Annotated in this window: 15 protein-coding genes; 9 read left to right on the forward strand and 6 right to left on the reverse strand. The window is 46.8% G+C overall.

Features of this window, described 5'->3' with window-relative positions; translation table 11 throughout:
- The 5 genes from ACYVD4_RS04430 to ACYVD4_RS04450 all read left to right on the forward strand — a co-directional run bounded on the left by ACYVD4_RS04430 (window position 1) and on the right by ACYVD4_RS04450 (window position 8809).
- A complete protein-coding gene (locus tag ACYVD4_RS04430) occupies window positions 1–1023 on the forward strand; it encodes a FecR family protein (RefSeq protein ID WP_460942779.1) in 1023 nt (340 codons plus the stop codon).
- Between the two features lie 210 nt (window positions 1024–1233).
- Window positions 1234–4854: a TonB-dependent receptor gene (locus ACYVD4_RS04435; RefSeq protein ID WP_460942781.1), complete on the forward strand. Its 3621-nt coding sequence runs from the start codon at window positions 1234–1236 to the stop codon at window positions 4852–4854.
- Between the two features lie 22 nt (window positions 4855–4876).
- Window positions 4877–6604 carry a RagB/SusD family nutrient uptake outer membrane protein gene (locus ACYVD4_RS04440; RefSeq protein WP_460942783.1) on the forward strand — a complete coding sequence of 576 codons (1728 nt, stop codon included), beginning with the start codon at window positions 4877–4879 and terminating at the stop codon, window positions 6602–6604.
- Between the two features lie 100 nt (window positions 6605–6704).
- Window positions 6705–7931 carry a purple acid phosphatase family protein gene (locus ACYVD4_RS04445; protein ID WP_460942785.1) on the forward strand — a complete coding sequence of 409 codons (1227 nt, stop codon included), beginning with the start codon at window positions 6705–6707 and terminating at the stop codon, window positions 7929–7931.
- A 71-nt stretch (window positions 7932–8002) separates the two neighbouring features.
- Window positions 8003–8809, forward strand: coding sequence for an endonuclease/exonuclease/phosphatase family protein (locus ACYVD4_RS04450; RefSeq protein ID WP_460942787.1), 807 nt, complete (start codon window positions 8003–8005; stop codon window positions 8807–8809).
- A 78-nt stretch (window positions 8810–8887) separates the two neighbouring features.
- Here ACYVD4_RS04450 and ACYVD4_RS04455 read toward each other — a convergent pair whose 3' ends face one another.
- The 4 genes from ACYVD4_RS04455 to ACYVD4_RS04470 form a co-directional block, all read right to left on the reverse strand.
- Window positions 8888–9988 (reverse strand): alginate O-acetyltransferase AlgX-related protein, encoded by a 1101-nt coding sequence (locus ACYVD4_RS04455; protein WP_460942789.1) that lies wholly within the window; start codon window positions 9986–9988, stop codon window positions 8888–8890.
- A gap of 15 nt (window positions 9989–10003) precedes the next feature.
- The gene (locus ACYVD4_RS04460) at window positions 10004–11179 is read right to left on the reverse strand and encodes an alginate O-acetyltransferase AlgX-related protein (protein WP_460942791.1); all 1176 of its coding nucleotides are present in this window, start codon (window positions 11177–11179) and stop codon (window positions 10004–10006) included.
- A 14-nt stretch (window positions 11180–11193) separates the two neighbouring features.
- A complete protein-coding gene (locus tag ACYVD4_RS04465) occupies window positions 11194–12633 on the reverse strand; it encodes an MBOAT family O-acyltransferase (RefSeq protein WP_460942793.1) in 1440 nt (479 codons plus the stop codon).
- 345 nt (window positions 12634–12978) lie between these two features.
- Window positions 12979–13185, reverse strand: a complete 207-nt coding sequence (locus tag ACYVD4_RS04470; RefSeq protein WP_460942795.1) for a hypothetical protein — start codon at window positions 13183–13185, stop codon at window positions 12979–12981.
- A 40-nt stretch (window positions 13186–13225) separates the two neighbouring features.
- Between ACYVD4_RS04470 and ACYVD4_RS04475 the strand changes: the two genes are divergently transcribed.
- Complete coding sequence (locus tag ACYVD4_RS04475) at window positions 13226–14002, forward strand: SGNH/GDSL hydrolase family protein (protein ID WP_460942797.1); 777 nt, start codon at window positions 13226–13228, stop codon at window positions 14000–14002.
- A 260-nt stretch (window positions 14003–14262) separates the two neighbouring features.
- Complete coding sequence (locus ACYVD4_RS04480) at window positions 14263–15270, forward strand: SGNH/GDSL hydrolase family protein (RefSeq protein ID WP_460942799.1); 1008 nt, start codon at window positions 14263–14265, stop codon at window positions 15268–15270.
- A gap of 69 nt (window positions 15271–15339) precedes the next feature.
- On the opposite strand, the gene ACYVD4_RS04485 is transcribed toward ACYVD4_RS04480, so the two are convergent.
- Entirely contained in the window at window positions 15340–15978 is a 639-nt protein-coding gene (locus ACYVD4_RS04485; RefSeq protein ID WP_460942801.1) for a hypothetical protein, read from the reverse strand.
- A 39-nt stretch (window positions 15979–16017) separates the two neighbouring features.
- Window positions 16018–16647 carry an MgtC/SapB family protein gene (locus ACYVD4_RS04490; protein ID WP_460942803.1) on the reverse strand — a complete coding sequence of 210 codons (630 nt, stop codon included), beginning with the start codon at window positions 16645–16647 and terminating at the stop codon, window positions 16018–16020.
- A 141-nt stretch (window positions 16648–16788) separates the two neighbouring features.
- On the opposite strand from ACYVD4_RS04490, the gene uvrA reads away from it, so the two are divergent.
- Window positions 16789–19683, forward strand: a complete 2895-nt coding sequence (gene uvrA / locus ACYVD4_RS04495; protein ID WP_460942805.1) for an excinuclease ABC subunit UvrA — start codon at window positions 16789–16791, stop codon at window positions 19681–19683.
- A gap of 80 nt (window positions 19684–19763) precedes the next feature.
- The gene (locus ACYVD4_RS04500) at window positions 19764–22145 is read left to right on the forward strand and encodes a sialate O-acetylesterase (protein ID WP_460942807.1); all 2382 of its coding nucleotides are present in this window, start codon (window positions 19764–19766) and stop codon (window positions 22143–22145) included.
- The last annotated feature ends 109 nt before the right edge of the window (window positions 22146–22254 follow it).

Consider the following 22254-nt stretch of genomic DNA (forward strand, 5'->3'; position numbering starts at 1 on the left):
ATGCTGAAAATTTCACCACAACTACTTGACAAATACCTTCGGAACGAATGTACAGAGCAGGAAAAACAGCAGGTAGAAGCCTGGTATGCTACGTTGCAAGGCGATACTGATTTTCTCAGTTCGCTACCTGAAACCGAGCAACGGCAATTACAAAATGATACGTTCACCAACATTCAGGAAAACCTTGCACCTGAACATCAGCCTGTTATTCGAAAAATTTCGTGGGGCTGGACGTGCTGGCTCGCAGCTTCCATTCTTCTGGCGTTGGGATTTTACGTAACGTATCGTGATTCGGCCGAGCAGATTGCCGCCTTTAATCAGACGACCATACAAAGACCACTCCAACTGGATTTAGCCAATACCGTCCGGTTTGTTAATCAGAAATCGCGCCCGGTTATGCACACGCTTCCCGATGGAAGCTCAGTTTGGATGCAATCTGGGGCGGATATTACCTACCCGAAAAAATTTGATAAAGCCCAACGATTAGTATCCTTTTCGGGAGAGGGGTTCTTCGATGTTAAAAAAGATAAAACCAGCCCTTTTTTCATTCAGAGTGGTGAAATGAGAATCAAAGTGCTTGGCACCAGTTTCAACGTAAAGGCTCTGGCAAGAAACAAGGTTTTTCAGATCGCGGTCGTCACAGGTCGTGTACAGGTAAGCGCGCCCGATCAGGATAAAAAAGAGCAACAGATTATTCTGGCTCCACAACAGCAGGCCACCTTCGAAACCGAGTCGAAGCGGTTGGTAGCAACGCTTATTCCGACACAGATTCGCAAGGAAATTTACGAGCCAATTACGGTTGTTTTCGATAACACCCCGCTGAGCCAGGTAATTACAAAACTCCAGCAACGCTATCATATAACGTTCCATCTGGCTAACCCAAAACTTACTAACTGCCGACTCAATGCTGACTTCGAACGGCAGTCGTTACCAGACATAATGGAAATGTTATGTACTGCGCTCGATGTTACGTACACCATGTCCAATAACATCATTATGATCGACGGTGCTCCTTGCGAATAAACCTCAACGTAGCAACAATATATAATCTCAATTATTGACCCGTAAATCAGAATTCAACTATGCTGAAAACCACCTAAAACTGACTATAAAACAAAAAAACCGGAGTGTACCACCACCCCGGCCCAAATAAAACCATCCTTTTCTCAATTCGTACCACCGAACGAAAGGATGATCAATCAAACAGTGACGAACCATTTGACAATCAAAATTATGCAAAAAACACTCCTTAACAAGTCCGTTGACTGGCGAAAGATTATGCGATACGGATTACTTCAGTGCCTTCTGGCTGTGCTGTTGGTTAGCATGGCAGACGCCAGAGAAATTTCGGCACAATCTATTCTAAATAAGGATATTACACTTCGTCTCAACAACGTAACGCTCAAAGAAGCACTGGATCTGATTCAGGATAAAGTGAACACCCGATTCGTATACAGCAGTCGGATTTCACTGAAAGAGCAGGTGTCGATTGATGAGAAAAATCAAAAATTATCGAAAGTATTAGATCAGTTGCTCTCACCCAGAGGCATTACGTATAAGCTTATCAATGAGCAGATTGTGCTTGCCCGTGAGAAAGCAAATAAACAAACTTCGTTTCTGGAAGAGCTTAAAAGTCGGCCCATTACTACGTTCACCCCAGCCGATATTCGAATTAAAGGTAGCGTTACGGCAGCCGATGGACAGGGCGCACTGGCGGGTGTAAGTGTGGTAATAAAAGGAACCACACGCGGTACTACTACCGACGGAAACGGCGCGTATGAAATTACGGTACCCAATGCCTCGGCGGTACTGGTTTTCAGCTTCGTTGGCTACACATCGCAGGAAATCGCGGTGGGAAATCGTTCGACACTCGACGTTACGTTGGTGGCTGATAATAAAACCCTCGAAGAACTGGTTGTGGTGGGTTATGGTACGCAGAAAAAAGTGAACCTGACGGGTGCTGTTTCGCAGGTGCAGGCAAAAGAGCTGGAAAACCGCCCACTGAACAACATGTCGCAGATTCTTCAGGGTATGGTACCGAACCTGAACATTACCTTCAGCACCGGGCAACCGGGGCAGGGCGGAAACCTGAACGTTCGGGGCGAAACGTCGATCAATGGCGGTGGTCCACTCGTACTTGTCGACGGTGTTCCGGGCGATATCAACCGGATCAATCCAAATGACGTTGAATCGGTTTCGGTTTTGAAAGATGCGGCTGCTTCGGCTATTTATGGCGCGCGGGGTGCGTTCGGGGTTATTCTGGTAACGACCAAAACGGCCAAGAACGGCAAAACAACCATCGATTACAGCAACAACTTCGGCTGGTCGACACCTACGGTAAGCACCAAATTCATGACCAACGGCTATGAAAGCACCATGCTGAACGACGAAGCTTTTATTCGCGCAACGGGAAATAGCTACACGCGCTATTCGCAGGAAGATTACAAAGAACTGGAAGCGCGTCGGTACGATAAAGTTGAAAACCCAGCTCGCCCGTGGACGGTCGTGAAAAACGTAAACGGCAAGGACATTTATAACTATTACGGCAACTACGACTGGTGGAATACGCTGTTTGTAATGACTGAACCGTCGAAACAGCACAACCTGAACCTTTCGGGCGGAACCGATAAAATCAATTACTTTCTGTCGGGTTCGGTTTTTGAGAAAGACGGAATTATGCGCATCAACACCGATAAGTTTACGTCGTATACACTACGTAGCAAAATCAATGCGCAGTTAACGCCCTGGCTCAAAGTGAGCAATAACACCCAATATTTCGATTCGAGATATTCATATCCGGGTCTGGAAGGCGGTGCAAATTCCAACTTTGTGGCTATTACCGTACACGCGCTACCCGCTTATGCCCCTCTCAACCCTGATGGAACCGCTACGTATAATACGCTGAAAAACAACTACTCCATTGGCGATGGTCTGTTTGCGAACCTGCTGAAAGGCGTTGCGGGTGGTGAGAAGAAAGTGCACGAACTGACAACTATTAACTCGGTTACAGTTGACTTTACCAAGAACTGGAATCTGGTTGGAAACTATTCGTACTCATTTTATATCGCTGACGACTGGTATCGGTCGGCAGTAGCGCAATATTCGATTCAGCCAGGTATTCTGACAACTGTACCCAACTACAACGTTGACCAGTACCGGAAAACACTCTGGTTTGACCCTGCAACGGCAGCGAACCTATATACTTCTTATAATCAGACGTTTGGCAAACATTATTTTGCCCTTACAGCCGGCCTGAACCATGAGACTCGTAAACACCAGCGTTTATTTGGTGCACGCAAGAATCTACTTTCGGAAAGCCTGAACGATCTGAATCTGGGAACGGGCGAACAATTGTCGTCGGGTGATGCGTTTCAGTATGCATTATTTGGTGCGTTCTTCCGGGCTAATTACGATTATCAGGGAAAATACCTTTTTGAACTGAATGGCCGTTACGATGGTACATCACGCTTTGGTACAGGTCGTCGGTACGGTTTCTTCCCATCGGTATCGGCGGGCTGGCGGATTAGCGAAGAGAAATTCTTCGAATCGGCACGTAGCGTTATCGACAACCTGAAAATCCGGGCATCATATGGTACGTTAGGCAACCAGCTACCTCCGGGTTCGAACGCTGTCCCTTACAACACTACGTCGTCGAACTACTATCCATACGTAGAGATTATGCCAACAGCACAATCGAGCTGGATCAATAACGGCCAGAAGCTTTTCTACGTAAACAGCCCAAACCCGATTTCGGAAAGTTTAACATGGGAAAAAGCGACCACTACCAACCTCGGTCTGGACGCTACGTTGCTCAAAAACCGACTGAATATGTCGTTCGATGCATATGTACGTAACACCACCGACATGCTCGTGCCGGGTAAAGTGTTGCCAGCGGTTTATGGTGCCAGTGTACCAACTGAAAACGCGGGCGACCTTCAAACGAAAGGTTTTGAATTAGCCCTATCATGGCGCGACAATGTGAAAGTGGCAGGCAAGCCATTTTCCTACAACGTATCGTTCATGCTTTCAGATTCTAAATCGACTATCACCAAGTTTGATAATCCGAACAAGATTCTGTCGAGCCGTTACGAAGGTCAGGTCATTGGCGATATTTGGGGTTACTCGATGGCTGGCTATTTTAAAACCAATGAAGAAGCTCAGGCCTATACCGTCGATCAGACGTTGGTAAACCGTCAACGCTTAAGCGCTCCGGGTGAGTGGAGTAAGCTTCAGGCGGGCGACATTAAATTCAACGATCTGGACGGCAACGGTAAAATCGATCAGGGAGCCAATACGTTGGCAAATCACGGCGATCTAATTATTGTGGGTAACGACCGGGCACGCTACCGCTACGGTATGAATCTGGGTGCTTCCTGGAATGGTTTCGACGTATCGGTACTGGCGCAGGGCATTCTTCGGAAAAACTGGTATCCGGGCAATAACGCCGATAAATTCTGGGGACCTTACTCACGTCCATATTACTCATTCGTTCCAGAGAAATTTGCTGACGATGTCTGGACACCAGAAAACCCAGACGCTTATTTCCCAATCCTGAGAGGTTATACGGCGCTTAACGATGGCGGAGATTTACGTTCGCCCAACGACCGCTATATCCAGAACGTAGGCTACTTACGCCTGAAAAATATAGTCATTGGCTACAGCATTCCGCAAAGCATCACCAAGAAAATACGCCTTTCCAGAGCGCGCATCTATTTCAGTGGTGAAAACCTACTGACATTCACGCCACTACGTACTAAATACATTGATCCCGAACAGCTCGATGGCGACGGTACCAACGGACGGACGTACCCAATGTCGAAAACGATTTCTGCCGGCCTCAACCTTACGTTCTAAGCCGATTTCCATACGTATTCAGATGAAAAAACTAATCAGCTTTATCGCCATTGCCATCGGTTTGGTCTCGTGCGATCTGAACCGATTACCCGAAGATGCTATTTCTCCCGAAACGTTCTTTAAGACAGAGAATGACCTGCTTCTTTACACAAATTCCTTCTACAATTCCCTGCCATCGGCCGAGGATGTTTACAACGAAGATGTAGATAATGTTGTCAAAAACAGTCTGCGCGACGAATTGCAGGGAACACGTATCGTTCCTACGAGTGGAGGTGGCTGGAGTTGGGGTACGCTACGTAACATCAATTACTTTCTGGCTAATTCAGACAAATGCCCCGACAAAAAAGCAGTAGCGAAATACAACGGTCTGGCGAAATTTTTCCGGGCTTATTTCTACTTCAATATGGTAAAGCGCTTCGGCGATGTGCCCTGGTATAACGGTGCAATCGAAGTGTCGGACGCCGATATGCTAACCAAAGCCCGCGATTCTCGTGCCATGGTGATGGATTCGGTGATGGCAGATTTAAATTTTGCCGTTGCTACGCTTGATGGGTCACGTCAGGTATATAGCGTTACAAAATGGACCGCACTGGCACTGAAATCAAGAGTCGGCCTGTATGAAGGTACGTTCCGGAAATACCATCCCGAATTCAGTCTGCCCGATGCCAATAAGTTTCTGGATGCCAGCATAGAAGCTTCTGACAACCTGATGAAAAGCAGTGGCTACACCATTTACAAAGCCACCCCCGCAACGGCTTATATGAGGCTGTTTTCTTCGGACAATGCTATTCCTGATGAGGTAATTCTGGCGCGTGATTTCAGCGATGAATTGCAGGTATATCATAACCTGAATTATTACACAATGACGGCATCGTATGGTAAACCCGGCCTGGAAAAGAAACTGGTGAACAGCTACCTGATGGCTGACGGCACCCGTTTTACGGACATCAAAGGCTATGAAACTATGCAGTTTGCCGATGAAGTTCAAAATCGCGATCCTCGTTTGTCGCAAACCATTCGAACACCGGGCTACACACGTATCGGCGAAACTACACCACTTACGCCTGAATTCGGCGCTACGGTGACAGGGTATCAACTGATTAAATTTGTTTCGGCACCGAAATGGGATACGTTCACTAAGGACATTACCGATATGCCTATTTTCCGGTATGCCGAAGTCCTGATGAACTATGCCGAAGCCAAAGCCGAACGCGGTACGTTAACCCAGGCCGACCTCGACCTGTCGACCAAATTAACCCGCGACCGGGTTGGTATGCCGAACATCAATCTGGCAGCGGCCAATGCCAATCCTGACCCGTATCAGGCACTGCAATACACGCAGTTGACAGGTGCGAACAAAGGCGTGATTATGGAAATCCGTCGCGAAAGACGTATCGAACTGGTTATGGAAAACTTCTTCCGCTGGGATGATCTTATCCGTTGGAAAGAAGGCCAACTGCTGACCAAAGTATACAAAGGCATGTATTTCCCCGGCCCCGGTAGTTATGATCTGGATAAAAACGGCAAAGTTGATTTCGTTATCTACGAAGGCACAAAGCCAACTGTAGCGGGTGCACAGGTACTTAAATTAGGCAGCGAAATTCTGCTCGAAAACGGTAACAAAGGCGGTAACATCGTGGTCAATGGACACATTAACAAGAAGTTTAACGAAACCCGCGATTACCTGTACCCAATTCCAACGCAGGAACTGCTGCTGAATACGAACCTCAAGCAGAATCCGAACTGGTAAGCATGTATGGGCCAAGCTCCAGCCTGGCCCGTGGTAACTAGAGTCAGTAACGACAAGGGCCAAGCTGGAGCTTGGCCCATACTTCCTAGATCCCTTCATTATGCTATCTGACAGACGGTCGTTCCTCGAAAAAATGTCGCAACTAGGTGCGCTTAGCCTGATTCCGACTTCTGCTACGTTGGCCGAAACCAATTCATCGGTCAAAGCCGACGAGAAAAACCATTTCGTAGTTGGCCCGTATCTGCAAAATATGGACACCAGCGAGGTTACCATTATGTGGATTACCCACAAAAACTGCTTTAGCTGGGTCGAATATGGCGCCGGAGCCCATACAAGTAAGCGCGAATTTGGCTACGTCAACGGGCTTATTGAAGCGAACAACCGCATCAATAAAGTTACTCTGACTGATCTAAAGCCCGGTACCGAGCACAAATACAAAATCGTTTCGACAGAAGTTCTGGGGTACAAAGGCTCGAAAGTTGAGTTTGGTGAAACCATTAGCAGTCCGATGTATGGTTTTAAAACGCCCGCCGAGAATGAAGAAGAATTGAAGCTGGTTATCTTCAACGACATTCACGACCGTCCGCAGATTATTCCGCAATTGCTTTATCGTCACGGCTATACGGGCAATAAACGCGATTACGATTTTGTGGTATTCAACGGCGATTGTTTTGATTGGGTCACGGATGAGCAGCAGATGGTCGATCACCTGATAAAGCCAACTGTCGATATTTTTTCTACCGAGTTGCCGTTCATTCTGACGCAGGGAAACCACGAATGCCGGGGTAGTTTTTCGCGGCACATTCCGAGTTACTACGCCTATCCTGAGAATAAATTTTACTACGCTTTCACACGAGGGCCGGTACGTTTCGTCGTGCTGGATTCGGGCGAAGACAAAACCGACGACAGCGTTGAATATGGCGGTTTATCGGCCTTTGACCGGTATCGGGAAGTGCAGAAAAAGTGGCTTGAAAAGGAAATCGAAAGTCCTGAGTTCAAGAAAGCGCCTTATCGGGTCGTGCTTATCCACATTTCACCGTACCATTCGGGCGACTGGCATGGTCCGTTGCATTGCCGCGAAGTATTTGGTCCGTTGCTGAACAAAGCAAAAATAGATATCCAGATTTCGGGGCATACTCATCGTTACGGTACGCATGACGCCGATGCTTCCCACAATTACCCAATCGTAATTGGTGGCGGCCCAATAGAAGGAAACCGGACGTTAATAAAGCTCCACGCTACGCCGAAAGAAATGAATCTGAAAATGATACGTGACGATGGTGAAGTAGTTGGTAAATACACTATTCCTAAAAAGGCACGAACGTAGTGCGGCCGGGCTGGCGCACCAGCATCCCATCCACCATGTTAACTTGCGGACATCCTGTCCGCGTTACTCCAATGAAAAAACTACTTTTTCTTTTCCTGATTTCCGTCACTACCTATGCTCACAACGACCCGGCCAAAAACGCTACGTCATCTGGGCAAAAGCCGACGAAACTGCGGGTAATGACCTATAACATACACCATTGCAACCCGCCGTCGGCTGGAACAAACATTGAGATTGACGCCATTGCCCGCGTCATTTCGAAGGAGAAACCCGATTTGGTTGCGTTACAGGAAGTTGATGTGAACACAGAACGTTCGGGGAAAGGTGTCGATCAGGCGAAAGAGCTGGCCCGGTTGACCGGCATGCACTATTTCTTCTCAAAAGCCATCGACCATCAGGGGGGCGATTATGGCGTAGCGGTTCTCTCACGTTTTCCCATTCTTGAATCAATACGATATACCCTTCCTGTTGATCCGGCCATCGGTGGCGAAATCCGAACTATTGCCGCTATAACGGTAGACGTAGCGAAAGGCAAAAAAATTACCTTTGCCAGCACGCATCTCGATTTGAAAGAAGACAACCGGGTGATTCAGTCCGAATTGATTGTGAAGCATTTCGGTGATTCAAAAACGCCAATGATTCTAGCAGGTGATTTTAACGCCCTGCCTGATAGCAAGGTCATTCAGTATTTCGACAAGATGTTTACGCGGAGCTGTCAGGAATGCGGGTTTACGATTCCCGTTAAAAACCCGAACCGAACCATCGATTTTATCATGTATAAATCAGGCAGCACGTTTTCGAACGTATCGACGCGGGTTATTGATGAGCAATACGCATCCGATCACTTACCCGTTGTGGCCGATTTGACAATGAACTAAGAAACAAAACAGCTAAAGGTGATAGGCAAAGGCCGAACGGTTGGCATCAACTGTTCGACCTTTGCTTTTTTAATGCAGTTACAACGTAGCGAGTTTATTAATGTTACGTTCAACTACCTCAACTACAATGATATTGGGGCGTTCAGATTTGAGAACAGCCGGATCAAGTCGGTCGTCTCGTACGAAAAATGATTGCTCAAAGTAGCCCGGTAAATAATGCATCATGCTGTGACTAAACGAATCACCAATGAGCAACAGGCGGTTAGTACCAGAACCGGCAAGACGCGTTGAGGGAAAGCCAAACCGTTCATTTGGCACGGTAGCAAGCTTACGACCTTCCAGCTTTTCAGGGAACGTAATGTAATAGAATACAGGATCTTTTATCTCCTGTTGCAGGGTTAGCATTGTTACCAGATCGCCACCGCCACCTTTCTGTTTCTCTATATGATAATCGGCGATACGTACTGGCGGCACTGTTGGAAAATCCTCTCGAATTCGGGTAAGCAATGCTGCGCAGCCCACCAACGTACCGTAATCGTTCCAGTGTGTATCTGTCTGGTTATAAACTATATAATCGGATTTGGCGGAACGTAACGTATCGCGAATATCTAAAAACGGCACCGTAGTAGAAGCCATCGCCTGACGTAGTACGTCTAACCGTGACGGGTTCGGGCTTGGTTGCAGGTGATCGGGTAAATTTTCGGGATAAATCGAGTGCGAATCGGGCGCAATCAATACGTAGAGCCGAATTCCCTGATGTGCCAGTTCCTGCTGCCGAAGCGTTAAATGAGTCGCTATGATTCGCGCCGAATCAGCCGAAAGTGGCAGAACGCCCCGGTGCTGATCGACAACGCGGTTGTAGTTGTTTCCGAGGTAAAACCAGCCGTTTTTACCAACCACTACTTTTTCGGGCAGGGGCGACGTACCGAGAATTTTGAATTTCCACCGGCTATAGACGTAAAACAGCGCATTCCGCCAGCCAAAATTTTCTTTATAGTACTGGTCAAACTGTTTAACGAAGGTGCGAACGTGCGGAAAATGTAAAGCGGGCCGATTACTAATAGCTCGGTTTTCGGTACTGGTAAATCGGTTCGATAAACCCAGCAGCTTATCAAGCACGGGCAAAATCAGCATACCAGCGAAAACAAATGCAATTACTCGAGTTCGGGTTGTATTCATTCTATTGTTATCGCCTTAGAGCTGCCCTAACATGCCAATGTTTCGTTCAACAATTTCTATCACCACTACGTCCGGGCGCTCGCTCTGGAACAGCTTTCTGTCGAAATGGTGGGTACGTATCAGGTACGATTCCCGGAAATAATTCGGCACAAACTGATTCATCGAGAAGCTAAACGAATCACCAATCAACAACAATTTGGGTGCATCGTTCGACTTACTCACAAACCGTTGCGTGGGCAAACCAACTTCAATATTTTCAGTGGTTTCAGTCTGTTTTGTCCGCAGAAACGTTGCTGGAATAACCCGGTACGAAACAGTGTCGATAAACTCCCGATTCAGCGCAATCATGGTCACCAAATCACCACCAGCCCCTTTAAACGGTTGAACCGTATAATCGGAACGGCTGGGTTTTGGCATCTTCGGAAAATCTTGTCGAACGCGCTCCACCAGTCCTAACGTAGCAACCATAGACCCGTAATCATTCCAGTGCGTATCGGTCTGGCAGTAAATCACCCGCTCGGATTTAGCGGCACGTAGCGAATCCCGCACATCAACCACCGGGATGCTTGTATGCTGACTCATGTACGCTTTAAATCGGTCAAAATTCGACGTTTGCGGTTTTAGCTGAAGATTTTCGGGCGCATTTTCGGGATAAATTGTATACGAATCTGGCGCAACCAGTACGTATAATTTAGCACCCTGAGCCGTCAATTGCTGCTGCAACTGAGTCAGGTTACGGACAATAGACGCCAACGTATCAGTTCGAATTATGGATACGCCCCGGTGCTGATCGACTATCTGACCAACACTATTTCCGGGATAGAACCAGCCGTTTTTACCCACAACCACCTTTTCGGGCAAGGGCGACGTACCGAGAATTTTGTATTTAAATTGGCTGTACTGATAAAACAGCGCATTCCGCCAGCCAAAATTTTCTTTATAGTATTGTCCAAACTGGGCAATGAATGTTTGTACACGCGGAAACTGAAACGTAGGAAATGGCGTCAGAATTCTCTTCTCGGTGCTTTTGAAGCCTGCCGACAAGTTTAGTATCTGATCTAGCGTTGGTAGAATGAGCAATAAGGCAAATCCTACACCAACCACGATGGTTTTGAAACGCTGTGCTCCACTACTGGCACTGGAATGTTGCTCAGCCCGAACGTTCGTATCAGTCGATGATTTTTGAGTCATTGGTTCGTGCCTGATTAAAACCGGAAATAAATAAATGGATTGTAGGTGTCAGCCGCCAGATACATCACAGCTAAAACAAACAAACCAAACAGACCAACCACATAAACCGAATCGAATAAAAAACGAGTCGATGCCAGCCGCGCCAGCAAGCGTTCCCACCAGCGCTGAAACATCGGAAATATCGGCGTTGCGAACAAAATTCCTAACATCAACGTAACGAGCAGTTCGGCGTTTAGGAAGTAAGATGGTGGGTAGGCAATGGCTGAAGCTGACGAAGTTGCCAGTCCAAACATTTTCTTCAGATAGTCGACACCCGCCCCAAACGTCTCAACCCGGAAAAACACCCAGCCAATTAACACTACTAATAAGGTATAAGCATGAGCAATCGGTGCCCAGATACGTTCCAGTAGTTTGCCAAGTCCGGCGCGTTCAACCAAAAGAAACAATCCGTGATACAATCCCCAGAAAATGAAGTTCCAACTAGCACCATGCCATAGTCCGGTTACAAAAAAGACAATCAGCAGATTGCGATACGTACGCGTTTTATTTCCCCGATTACCGCCTAACGGAATATAGACGTAATCACGGAACCAGCTCGATAGCGAAATATGCCATCGACGCCAGAAATCCTGAACGGAGCGAGAAATGTAGGGATAGTTGAAATTCTCTTTGAAATCAAAGCCCACCATTTTCCCTAACCCAATAGCCATGTCGGAGTAACCCGAGAAATCGAAGTAAATCTGAAGTGAGTAGGCCAGAATGCCCAGCCATGCCGTTGCGGTTGGATAACTATCGGGCGGGGCGGTGAAAATGGTATCGGCCAGACTGGCAAACGTATTGGCCAGCAATACTTTTTTCGCTAATCCAAGAATAAATCGTTCGGCACCGATACCAAACTTCTCGATGGTTGTGCTACGTTCGGCCAGCTCGGGGGCAATATCGGCATAACGAACAATGGGGCCAGCAATCTGGTGCGGAAACATCGCTACGTAGGTACCATAATCCAGAAAACTACGGTTGGCCTTAATTCGACCCCAGTAAATATCCAATGTATAGGAAATTCCCTGAAAGGTATAAAAACTGATACCGATAGGCAGAGCAATATGCTCTAACGACAAACTTGCTGATACGGGCAGCATAAAAGATTCGGCAAACCCTCGCACCGAATCGACAAAGAAGTTGGTATACTTATAATAAAACAGCAACGACAAACTTCCCGTCAGCGAAAGCCACAAACCGGCCCGTCGTTTTCCCTGTTCAATCAGTCGACCCGCTACGTAGTTGATGAATGCCGATAAGAGCAGAATTAAAACTACTTCACCTTCGCCCCAGGCGTAGAAAACCAGACTGGCCGCAAATAAAAAGGCATTATGCCAACGCTTGGGCAGTATATAATAAATGAGCAGGAAAGCGGGCAGATAAAGAAATAAAAAGATTGCTGAACTAAACAGCATAGTATTTTCGCTAATAGATGATGGCAAAAATAGGTGTTTTGTGCCACATAGAATCCGATTCGAACGTATTAGGCACTGTATGAGGTTTCTAAACGAACTAAACTCTTATTGACCGGTTCTATTCATACTTAAATCCCTGTCGCTCGTTTTTACGTAAACTTTACGATATAAAGTGCCTTGAAACGGCAATTAGGCGTATTTTTGCTTACTTTCACCTGATGGCATACTTGTAATACCTATACGGATGTATACTCAACAAAAACGTTTATACCAGTTCATTGGCGTGCTCAGCCTTGTTGGCTGCCTTATAGCTAGTATTCTTGGAATGAACGGATGTGCCAGAAATTATACAGCCGAAATAGGCCCAACCGTCACTAAGCCTCCTTCCTCAACTACTGTTTGCCCCTGTAATACGTCCCCAGGAACAGCTACTACTACGTCGCCAGGCACCAATACCTCTACCACAACATCGCCAGGAACAAACACCACTACGTCGCCAGGTTCGGTAACAAACCCTGTTACGCAGGTGCCCCAGTTAGATACGCTTAACATACCCGCTCCAGTTTTCTCACCCAACGGGGGTAATTTTCACATGAGCGTATCAGTAAAGCTAACGGCTGCTATTATACCAACGGGAGCAATTATTGAGTATTCCATTGATAATGGCACCAACTGGATAAATAGTCAACAGTTCACACTAACAACGGGCGGAAAATTTTTGGCCCGGTTACGATCAGGGAATAGAGTATCGCCCGTTAGCTCGGCTCAGTTCGGTATTTATTTTCAACGCATGCTGGTTATCGGAAACAGTATTATGATGCACCAGCCCGACCCAACCCGAGGCTGGCTTAATGCGAACGGTATGGCAGCCTCCGCTCCCGATAAAGACTTTGTTCACCTGTTGACCGCCAAACTACAGACACTTCACCCACCTATGACCGTCAGATTACAATCGGGCGGTGATTTTGAACGCTATTATGGTACGTCGGGTTATAGTTCAGCCGAATTGCTGGCAACGCTTCAGGAGTACAAGCCTGATTTGATTATTGTTCGTATTGGCGAGAACGTAGCACAGGGCGAAGCTATCCAGCGCGATTTTCAAAAATATTACCGGCAGCTTCTAGAGCAGTTGAACTACGGCCAACCCGTTCGAATTGTCTGTACAACCAGTGTCTGGTGGCAAAACGTATCGGACCCAATTATTCGAAAACTGGTGGCTGAGAAAGCCTACACACTCGTTGATTTAGACTGTATTGTTGGGCAGACACAGTATTTTGCCACGCAGTATAAAGACAAAGGTGTAGCAGAGCATCCGAATGATGCAGGCATGCAACTCATCGCGGATCTGATTTGGGGGAAACTTCAATAATTTGTCTATATTATAACCTACCTATTCTCCTTAAATTGATTCTGTTAACGGAAACTGAAAAGTATACCGTAAGTAATCATAAGGCTATATTTCATTAGCTATTAATATGATTATAACGCGAATCATATTTTTCTTGTTAATACATGTATCTTAAGTCCTTCTACTAAGTCAAAAGATAAGGCTAATGGCAGCTTTTATGTCACCAGAAGATTGGCATAGTTTTGGAGGGGTCATTTAAGCTGATCATACAATCTGTTGTGGTGAACAAAATCTTATACTCCTCAAGGCTCAATCGTTTGTCTATATGGTACGCCATTGTAGGTTTTCTCTGTTTTGGCCTACAATCGTATATAAGTGCTCAAACAATTCCACCGTGCGCGCCGGGGTGTGTACTTATCACCGTCAGACGTTTACCTAAAGGCACTACCCCAAATCTACTACCAACGCCTTTATTTAGTACGCAAAACGGCGGAGTACCCTATGGCAATACGGTAAACGTAACAAGTACTACGTTGCCGGCCGGAGCGGTTCTGGAAGTATCGAAAGATAACGGGCAAAGCTGGCAGACCAGTAATCCAACAACAATTATTAACCCAACGAATCTGCTTGCCCGCACTCGACTAAATCAGCAGGTATCGGCAACGGCTAGTGGAAATTTTACGCCCTATTTCCAGCGGATGCTGGTTATTGGCAATAGTATCATGAGCCATGGCCCTGCCCCACAATTAGGCTGGTTCAATACCAATGGCATGGCAGCTTCGGCCCCAGAGAAAGACTTTGTTCATTTGTTACATGCCTATTTAACGACGCGAAATTCAGCAGCTACGTTTCAGTTACAATCAGGTGGTGATTTCGAGCGGTATTTTGGGAATCAGAATTATAGCATCGACCAGTTTAATCAACCCGTTCAGGATTACAAACCCGATTTAATTATTGTCCGGATCGGCGAAAACGTCGACGACGGTGAAGTGAATGGCAGTCGTAATTTCGAAGCGAATTTTAAACAGTTGCTTGAGCGCCTGGCAAGTCTGAACTCGTCGCAACCTCTAAAAATCGTTGTTACAACCAGCGTCTGGGATAGACCCAATGCGGATGCCGTTATTCGGCGCGTAACCAACGAGAAAGGTTATCCTTTGGTTGATCTACGTAGCATGGTTGGTCAGAGTCAGTATTTCGCCAGCGAGTATGCTGATCCTAACGTAGCGGCTCACCCCAACGATGCCGGCATGAAACGTATCGCTGATTTAATTATTGAGAAACTACCTTAATACGTAACATCCAACTAAAAAAGGCGCTTCTTTTCACAGAAGCGCCTTTTTGTTTGAGTAAATCAGAAACTAGAAGAATGAGATACGTAGCACAAACGGGCTACCATATACCTGACGAGCAGCAAAATTATCACTATAATTCAGGTTATAAAGTGCTGTTAAGTTAACACCAAATCGACGCGAAATTGGCTGAGAATACGTAACACCAACTAATGGTGAAGTCAACCCAAAGCTGGTTGTCCGATCATTATTTGTATTCTCAACCTGCTGGATCGTTGTATTCTCCAATTCGCCATGTAAATACAGGTTAGGCAGAATTGAGGGAATAAATTCATACATCGCAAAGACCCGCCCCCCAAATTGGTTATACGTCAAATAAGGTACGCTTGCACCGGTTACTGTATTTATCGCTTTGTAACGGGTATACGTATAACTTCCTCCAAGACCAACAAGCAAGCGCTCTGAAGCCTGATAGGCAACCACTGGAGAAACACCTAAACTAAATGGGTTCCCAAAGCGAAAACCATTGATACCGCCACCAAACCGAAGCCGTTGGCCAAATGGCAATGGACGACCTTCAGGAGTTTGGGTTCTGAGTGGGTCACGACCCTGATCTTTCCGATCTTCAGGGTCTTCGGTAAGCTGGCCAAAAGCAACGCTACTACTTAATAATGCTGTGATAAACAGCAATTTGTGAATATATTTCATACTCGTTTTCAGGAGAACTTATTTTCTTAACTAACGAAATCAAAAGGTAAATTCTTTTATTTCTGGATCAGACAGCAATTGTTTAATGCATTTTTCATGATTCTTTTCAGAACCGCGCACGCGCCAGTAACCAATTAAGTCCGATTCGGTACGCTGTTGGCGAATTCGGGAAACTGACAACCCACATTTTTTAAACACTTTTTCGTAATAATTGTGCGGCTGGTTACGAAACGTAACAACAATTTTATAATCTCGTGCCTGATTCAGTTCGCCAATCCATTCCGACAAACCCGTCAGCAAAAATAAGGAGCCCATAATCAGCCCAAACCCGATCAGTGCTACATCATATTGGCCTCCGCCTACACACATACCCAACGCCGATACCGACCAAATCGTTGCAGCAGTTGTCAGGCCGCGCACCCGATTATCTTCCTTAAAAATGATTCCAGCGCCTAAAAAGCCTATACCGTTTACAATGTTAGCAGCAACACGGTCGTCGTTCACACCGAGTCGTCCTGAGATAATGGTAAACAGCGATGAGCCGACGCAAATCATAATCATGGTCCGAAAACCAGCCGCTTTGCCATGATACTCCCGTTCAGCTCCGATCAGCCCTCCCAATACCAGTGCTACACACAAGCGAATAATATCTTCCGATGCAAAATTCATTCGTTCAATACCGATACGACAAACTAAAGTATCTCGTTGCAATGAGGCTATTAAGAAGCCAGTAAGAATAGCATTTCAGAGAAACCATATTGCCAAATAAACCGTTAAAACTTAGATAGAGTTTACCCTCATTTGCATCGAATGACTCAGATACCGGAAACCGATCCCCGGAATACCATTGACCAGCTCGACCCCAAACAATTTATCATTATTAAAGGGGCGAAAGTACATAATCTAAAAGGAATTGACGTAGCCATACCTCGTAATCAACTGGTTGTATTAACTGGTTTGTCGGGGTCTGGTAAATCTTCACTGGCTTTCGACACGTTATTTGCCGAAGGTCAGCGCATGTACGTCGAAAGCCTGAGCAGTTACGCCCGGCAGTTTCTGGGCCGGATGGAAAAGCCTGAAGTCGAATACATTAAAGGCGTTTCTCCAGCCATTGCCATCGAACAAAAAGTATCGACCCGCAATCCACGCTCAACAGTTGGAACGTCGACCGAAATTTATGATTATCTCAAACTGCTTTTTGCCCGGGCGGGTATTACGTATTCGCCAGTTTCGGGTCATGAAGTACGAAAGGATACTGTTACCGACGTAGTACGTTATATGTACGGCTTCGAAGAAGGTCAGCGCGTGATGATCATGGCACCGCTACGTATCCGTGAGGACCGCACGCTGGCTTACGAACTGAATATTCTTCTTCAGAAAGGCTATACACGTATTGTATCGAACGGAAATGTGCTTCAGATCGAAGACATACTCGAATCGTCAGATGCTACCTCACTAACTGGTGATTTGGAAATTCTGGTCGACCGGGGCTCCGTGCTTTACGATGCCGACGGAAATCCTGACGAAGACAATCAGTATCGCTTTTCAGATTCTGTACAAACGGCTTTCAGCGAAGGAGATGGTACGTGCCGTGTCGATATTGTAGCACGGTCCGGCGCTCCGGGCGAGTCGCGCGTTTTCTCCGATAAATTTGAATTGGATGGCATTGCGTTCGAAGAGCCAAGCGTAAACCTGTTCACATTCAACAATCCATATGGTGCCTGCCGCCGATGTGATGGATTTGGGAAAGTGATTGGCATTGACCCTGATCTAGTCATTCCCGACAAAAACCTGTCGGTATTCGAAGGGGCAATTGCACCGTGGCGAAGTGAAAAAATGAGCGAGGAATTTTTACGTCCGCTGCTCAAAAATGGCATTCGCTTCGATTTCCCGATTCACCGGCCCTATAAAGACCTGACTCCTGCTGAACAGGAATTACTCTGGACAGGCAATACGTATTTCGACGGCTTAAACGCTTTTTTCGACTACGTTGAAAGTCAGACGTTTAAGGTTCAGTATCGGGTAATGCTTTCTCGCTATCGGGGACGTACCACCTGCCCCGAATGTCGTGGTTCGCGTTTGCGTCGAGATGCCAGCTACGTAAAAGTAGGCGGCAAATCCATTACTGATCTCGTGTTGATGCCGCTTACAGAAGCTACGGCATTTTTCCGGGAAATTACCTTGCCCGAAACCCAACAGCAGGTTGCCAACCGAATCCTGATCGAAATACGCAACCGGCTCGATTATATGGAGCGGGTTGGGTTGGGTTATCTCACCCTCAATCGGCTAACAAATACACTTTCTGGCGGTGAATATCAACGTATTAAACTCGCTACGTCGCTTGGGTCGGCGCTGGTTGGGTCGATGTATATTCTGGACGAACCCAGCATTGGCCTTCATCCACGCGATACAAAACGGCTGGTGAGTGTACTGGAATCGCTACGTGACATGGGCAACACAGTCATTGTAGTAGAACACGAAGAAGAAGTTATGCGGGCCGCCGATCAGCTTATCGACATTGGTCCCGATGCTGGTTCATTGGGTGGCAATCTGGTTTTTCAGGGAACATGGGATGAAATAAAACAGGGAAAAGTTCAGGCAGAAAACGGTGCAGATTCCGAAAAACTGCCCTCCCATACGCTTGATTTTCTGACAGGTCGTGAGATAGTTCCCGTACCAACGTATCGCCGGCGGTCTGCCAACTTTATTGAGTTGAAAGGCGCTCGGGAAAATAACCTAAAAAACGTCGATGTGCGGTTTCCGCTCAACACATTAACGGTTGTGACGGGCGTTTCGGGTTCTGGGAAAAGTACGCTGATTCGGAAAGTGCTTTATCCGGCTCTGATGCGCGAAAAAGGCGAAACGACCGAAGATGGCGGCAAATTTGACTCTCTGGAAGGATCGCTTAATCGGATTTCAGCCGTCGAAATGATCGACCAGAATCCAATTGGCAAATCAAGCCGTTCAAATCCAGTTACATACATCAAAGCTTACGATTATCTGCGGCAAGTTATGGCCGATCAGCCTTTGTCGAAAGCGCGAGGTTACAAACCAAGTCATTTCTCGTTCAACGTCGATGGTGGCCGCTGTGAAGTTTGTCAGGGCGAGGGTGAAGTGAAAATCGAAATGCAATTCATGGCCGACATTTATCTTAAGTGTGAAGGCTGTGGCGGCAAACGATTTAAGCAGGAAGTGTTAGAAGTAACGCTACACGACAAAAACGTGTCAGACATTCTGGACATGACGGTTGACGACGCCATTAATTTCTTTCGGAAAACCGAACCCAAAATGGCCGATAAATTACAACCCTTACAGGACGTTGGTTTAGGCTACATTGGCATGGGACAGTCGGCCAATACGTTGTCGGGCGGTGAAGCACAACGGGTTAAACTGGCATCGTTTCTGGGAAAAGGTAACGCCAATAAAGGCGGTACGTTGTTTATTTTCGACGAACCGACTACAGGCCTTCATTTCCACGACATCCGTAAATTGTTAGCAGCCATCAATGCGCTTGTCGATCAGGGAGATTCAGTAATCATAATCGAACATAATATGGAGGTTATCAAAAACGCCGATCATATTATTGATTTGGGGCCAGAAGGTGGCGAAACTGGCGGATACGTAACATTTACGGGTACTCCCGAAGAAATGGTAAAACTAGAAGATGACAACTACACGGCCGCTTATTTGAAAGGAAAGGTATAAATTGGAGAAGTTTGTATTTACTACGTACAACCTGCTCCAATAATTTTGCTGTTACTTTGCGGTGAGATTCTTCGCTGGCTATGCTGTCATTTATAAAATGGTTTGTACTGGTCATCGGCTTTCCGATACTGGCCGTTGCTCAACTTCAGATTTCACACCCTATGCCGCGTCTGGTTGTACAGCGCGGCCTCGATGGTAATGGACGTATTTATTTGTCAGGTCGGTTGACGGGGGCTGTCGAACGTGTAGAAGCACAACTTACTCCCGTTTCGGCCGGGCAAGGTGTGGCCACAGGTTGGCAGGTTGTGCAAAACAATCCGACAAATAATCTCTTTCTGGGATACGTAACAGGATCGGGAGGCTGGTACGTAGTAAACGTACGTACCATTGTAGGCGGCAACGTATCAGCACAGGCATCAGTCCAGCCAGTGGGTATTGGCGAAGTATTTATTACGGCGGGTCAGTCAAATGCGCGCGGTCTGGGCATTGGCGATAACGATCTGGGAACCAATACTGACCGTGTCAATGCCATCGACTCAATCAACCATTATTATCCGCCGGGTAACCAGCCGCTTTTTTCTTCTGGCGATCCCTTACCTATACCAACCTACAAAGCACTGACTGCTGGCCGTAAGGTTTTTCCAATGGCCGAAAGCTCGTGGGGTTGGGGCGAACTCGGCGATTACATTGTGAATCGATATAACGTTCCGGTAGCATTTTACGTAACGGGATGGGATGGCTCAACGGTTGAAAACTGGATAAATACAGCCAATGGCATTCCAACCTGCAACCGCTATAACTGCAGTGGTGGCGACTGGCCTAATTTACAGCCTTATACCAACCTGAAAAATGTACTTGGTTACTACGCTTCGATGTCGGGGGCACGTAGTATCCTCTGGAATCAGGGCGAAGCCGAATTTGATTTTCCGGGCGGCCCTAGCAGTCTGGGCGAATATGTTGATCGGCTGAGAAATCTGATTCAGAAGTCGAGACAAGATTTTGGCGGACGTAACCTTCCCTGGATGGTTGCCCGAGTATCGTTCGATGGTAATTCAACACGTCAATCGGTTATCGATAAACAGAATGAAGTCATCAATACAAGCGGTCTAAACGTTTTTGCAGGACCCAATAACGATGAGATTATTAATCGAAATGCTGGTGATGTTGACGTACACTTTCGCAATGCATCACGTCCATCACCACACCCGCAATATTACCTGAATCCCGGTTCAATTCCTGCTAATATGGGGCTGTCGCTTTTCGCTCGAAACTGGAATAACAGTCTGGATAATGCCTTTTTTCAGAATGCTCAACCAATCACGCCTACCCAGTTTGCCGTAACCGGAAATCTTGCTGACAACGTATCACCGGGTGCTACGTTGAACGTATCATTTTCAACACTCGGTACGTTCGATGGTGGTAATCAGTGGCAGGTACAGTTGCTCGATTCGCTGGGCCGTTTCATGAGTGCGTTAGGCAGTGGCCCTACCAGCCCGATTCAGATAACTCTACCCGGTTCGTTGCAAAGTGGCCGTTTTCAGATTCGCGTTGTAGCCTCCTCCCCTGCTCTACCCGCCGTTCCATCCAATTTGTTTCGTATTGCCACCACAGCCGACGTTAGTCTGGCAATGGGCATCTCACAGCGAACACCAGCCGTTAACTCGCCCATTATAATTAACTTATTGGTACGTAACGCCGGTCCTTTGCAGGCCCATAACGTAGTGGTTCGCGATCGGCTGCCCGATAATCTGGCCTTTGTTTCATCGAACGATTTTTCGGTTAACAACAATGTATTGACCAGCAATACGTTGAATCTCGCTCCAGAAAGTACGCAGGTTCTCAGCTTTATTGCCCGGCCCACCGCAGAGGGTCTATATTTTAACGCTGCCGAAGTTGCACAAGCTACCACGCCCGACCCCGATAGTCAGCCTAATTCGGGTACGGGCGATGGACAGGACGACGTAGCATCACTGGATTTTCGGACACAACAGGCCAATGGTGCAGCCTTCGCATCACCTAACCCTAATCAGGTTCCACTGCCGGGTGTTCTCGGTAATCAGCCCCCAGCCATTGCCGGAAAAGCCGATGTTAGTATAAAACTGACTGTCAGCAACCGGGCTCCAAGCCTAAATGAGGTTATTACGTATACACTAACCATCGTCAATCAGGGCGCGCAGACGGCAACCGGATTGAACGTAGCAGCCTACCTACCTTCCAATCAAGCGTTTGTTCCCGGCGACGACTTTGGATTATCGGGGGGAACACTTTTGAGTGGCGTCAGCAGTTTAAACGCAGGAACAAGTATCAACCTACGATTTCGTGCACGCGCAACTGCTCTTGATTACGGCATCTGTACTGCTCAGGTGTTAGCCGCCAGCATTCCTGACCCCGACTCAGTTCCCGGTAATGGCACCTCGAATGGCGAAGATGATACAGACCAGATTGATGTTCGTGTTAAGTAATCTGGCCTGATTTACAACCTGTTTGGCTTTTCTACGTTATTAATAAAAGCACTGTTTTGTAAATTTACAGTACAAAATTTCACTCTTTCGCTTTTTATAGAAAGTAGAT

The sequence above is a fragment of the Spirosoma daeguense genome, assembly GCF_054776875.1.

Coding starts and splice junctions, on each gene's coding strand:
- ACYVD4_RS04445 (WP_460942785.1), top strand. CDS start 6,705: ATGCTATCTGACAGACGGTCGTTCCTCGAAAAAATGTCGCAACTAGGT.
- ACYVD4_RS04485 (WP_460942801.1), bottom strand. CDS start 15,978: ATGAAATATATTCACAAATTGCTGTTTATCACAGCATTATTAAGTAGT.
- ACYVD4_RS04460 (WP_460942791.1), bottom strand. CDS start 11,179: ATGACTCAAAAATCATCGACTGATACGAACGTTCGGGCTGAGCAACAT.
- ACYVD4_RS04430 (WP_460942779.1), top strand. CDS start 1: ATGCTGAAAATTTCACCACAACTACTTGACAAATACCTTCGGAACGAA.
- ACYVD4_RS04465 (WP_460942793.1), bottom strand. CDS start 12,633: ATGCTGTTTAGTTCAGCAATCTTTTTATTTCTTTATCTGCCCGCTTTC.
- ACYVD4_RS04435 (WP_460942781.1), top strand. CDS start 1,234: ATGCAAAAAACACTCCTTAACAAGTCCGTTGACTGGCGAAAGATTATG.
- ACYVD4_RS04500 (WP_460942807.1), top strand. CDS start 19,764: ATGCTGTCATTTATAAAATGGTTTGTACTGGTCATCGGCTTTCCGATA.
- ACYVD4_RS04475 (WP_460942797.1), top strand. CDS start 13,226: ATGAGCGTATCAGTAAAGCTAACGGCTGCTATTATACCAACGGGAGCA.
- uvrA (WP_460942805.1), top strand. CDS start 16,789: ATGACTCAGATACCGGAAACCGATCCCCGGAATACCATTGACCAGCTC.
- ACYVD4_RS04450 (WP_460942787.1), top strand. CDS start 8,003: ATGAAAAAACTACTTTTTCTTTTCCTGATTTCCGTCACTACCTATGCT.
- ACYVD4_RS04440 (WP_460942783.1), top strand. CDS start 4,877: ATGAAAAAACTAATCAGCTTTATCGCCATTGCCATCGGTTTGGTCTCG.
- ACYVD4_RS04490 (WP_460942803.1), bottom strand. CDS start 16,647: ATGAATTTTGCATCGGAAGATATTATTCGCTTGTGTGTAGCACTGGTA.
- ACYVD4_RS04455 (WP_460942789.1), bottom strand. CDS start 9,988: ATGAATACAACCCGAACTCGAGTAATTGCATTTGTTTTCGCTGGTATG.
- ACYVD4_RS04470 (WP_460942795.1), bottom strand. CDS start 13,185: ATGTTAAGCGTATCTAACTGGGGCACCTGCGTAACAGGGTTTGTTACC.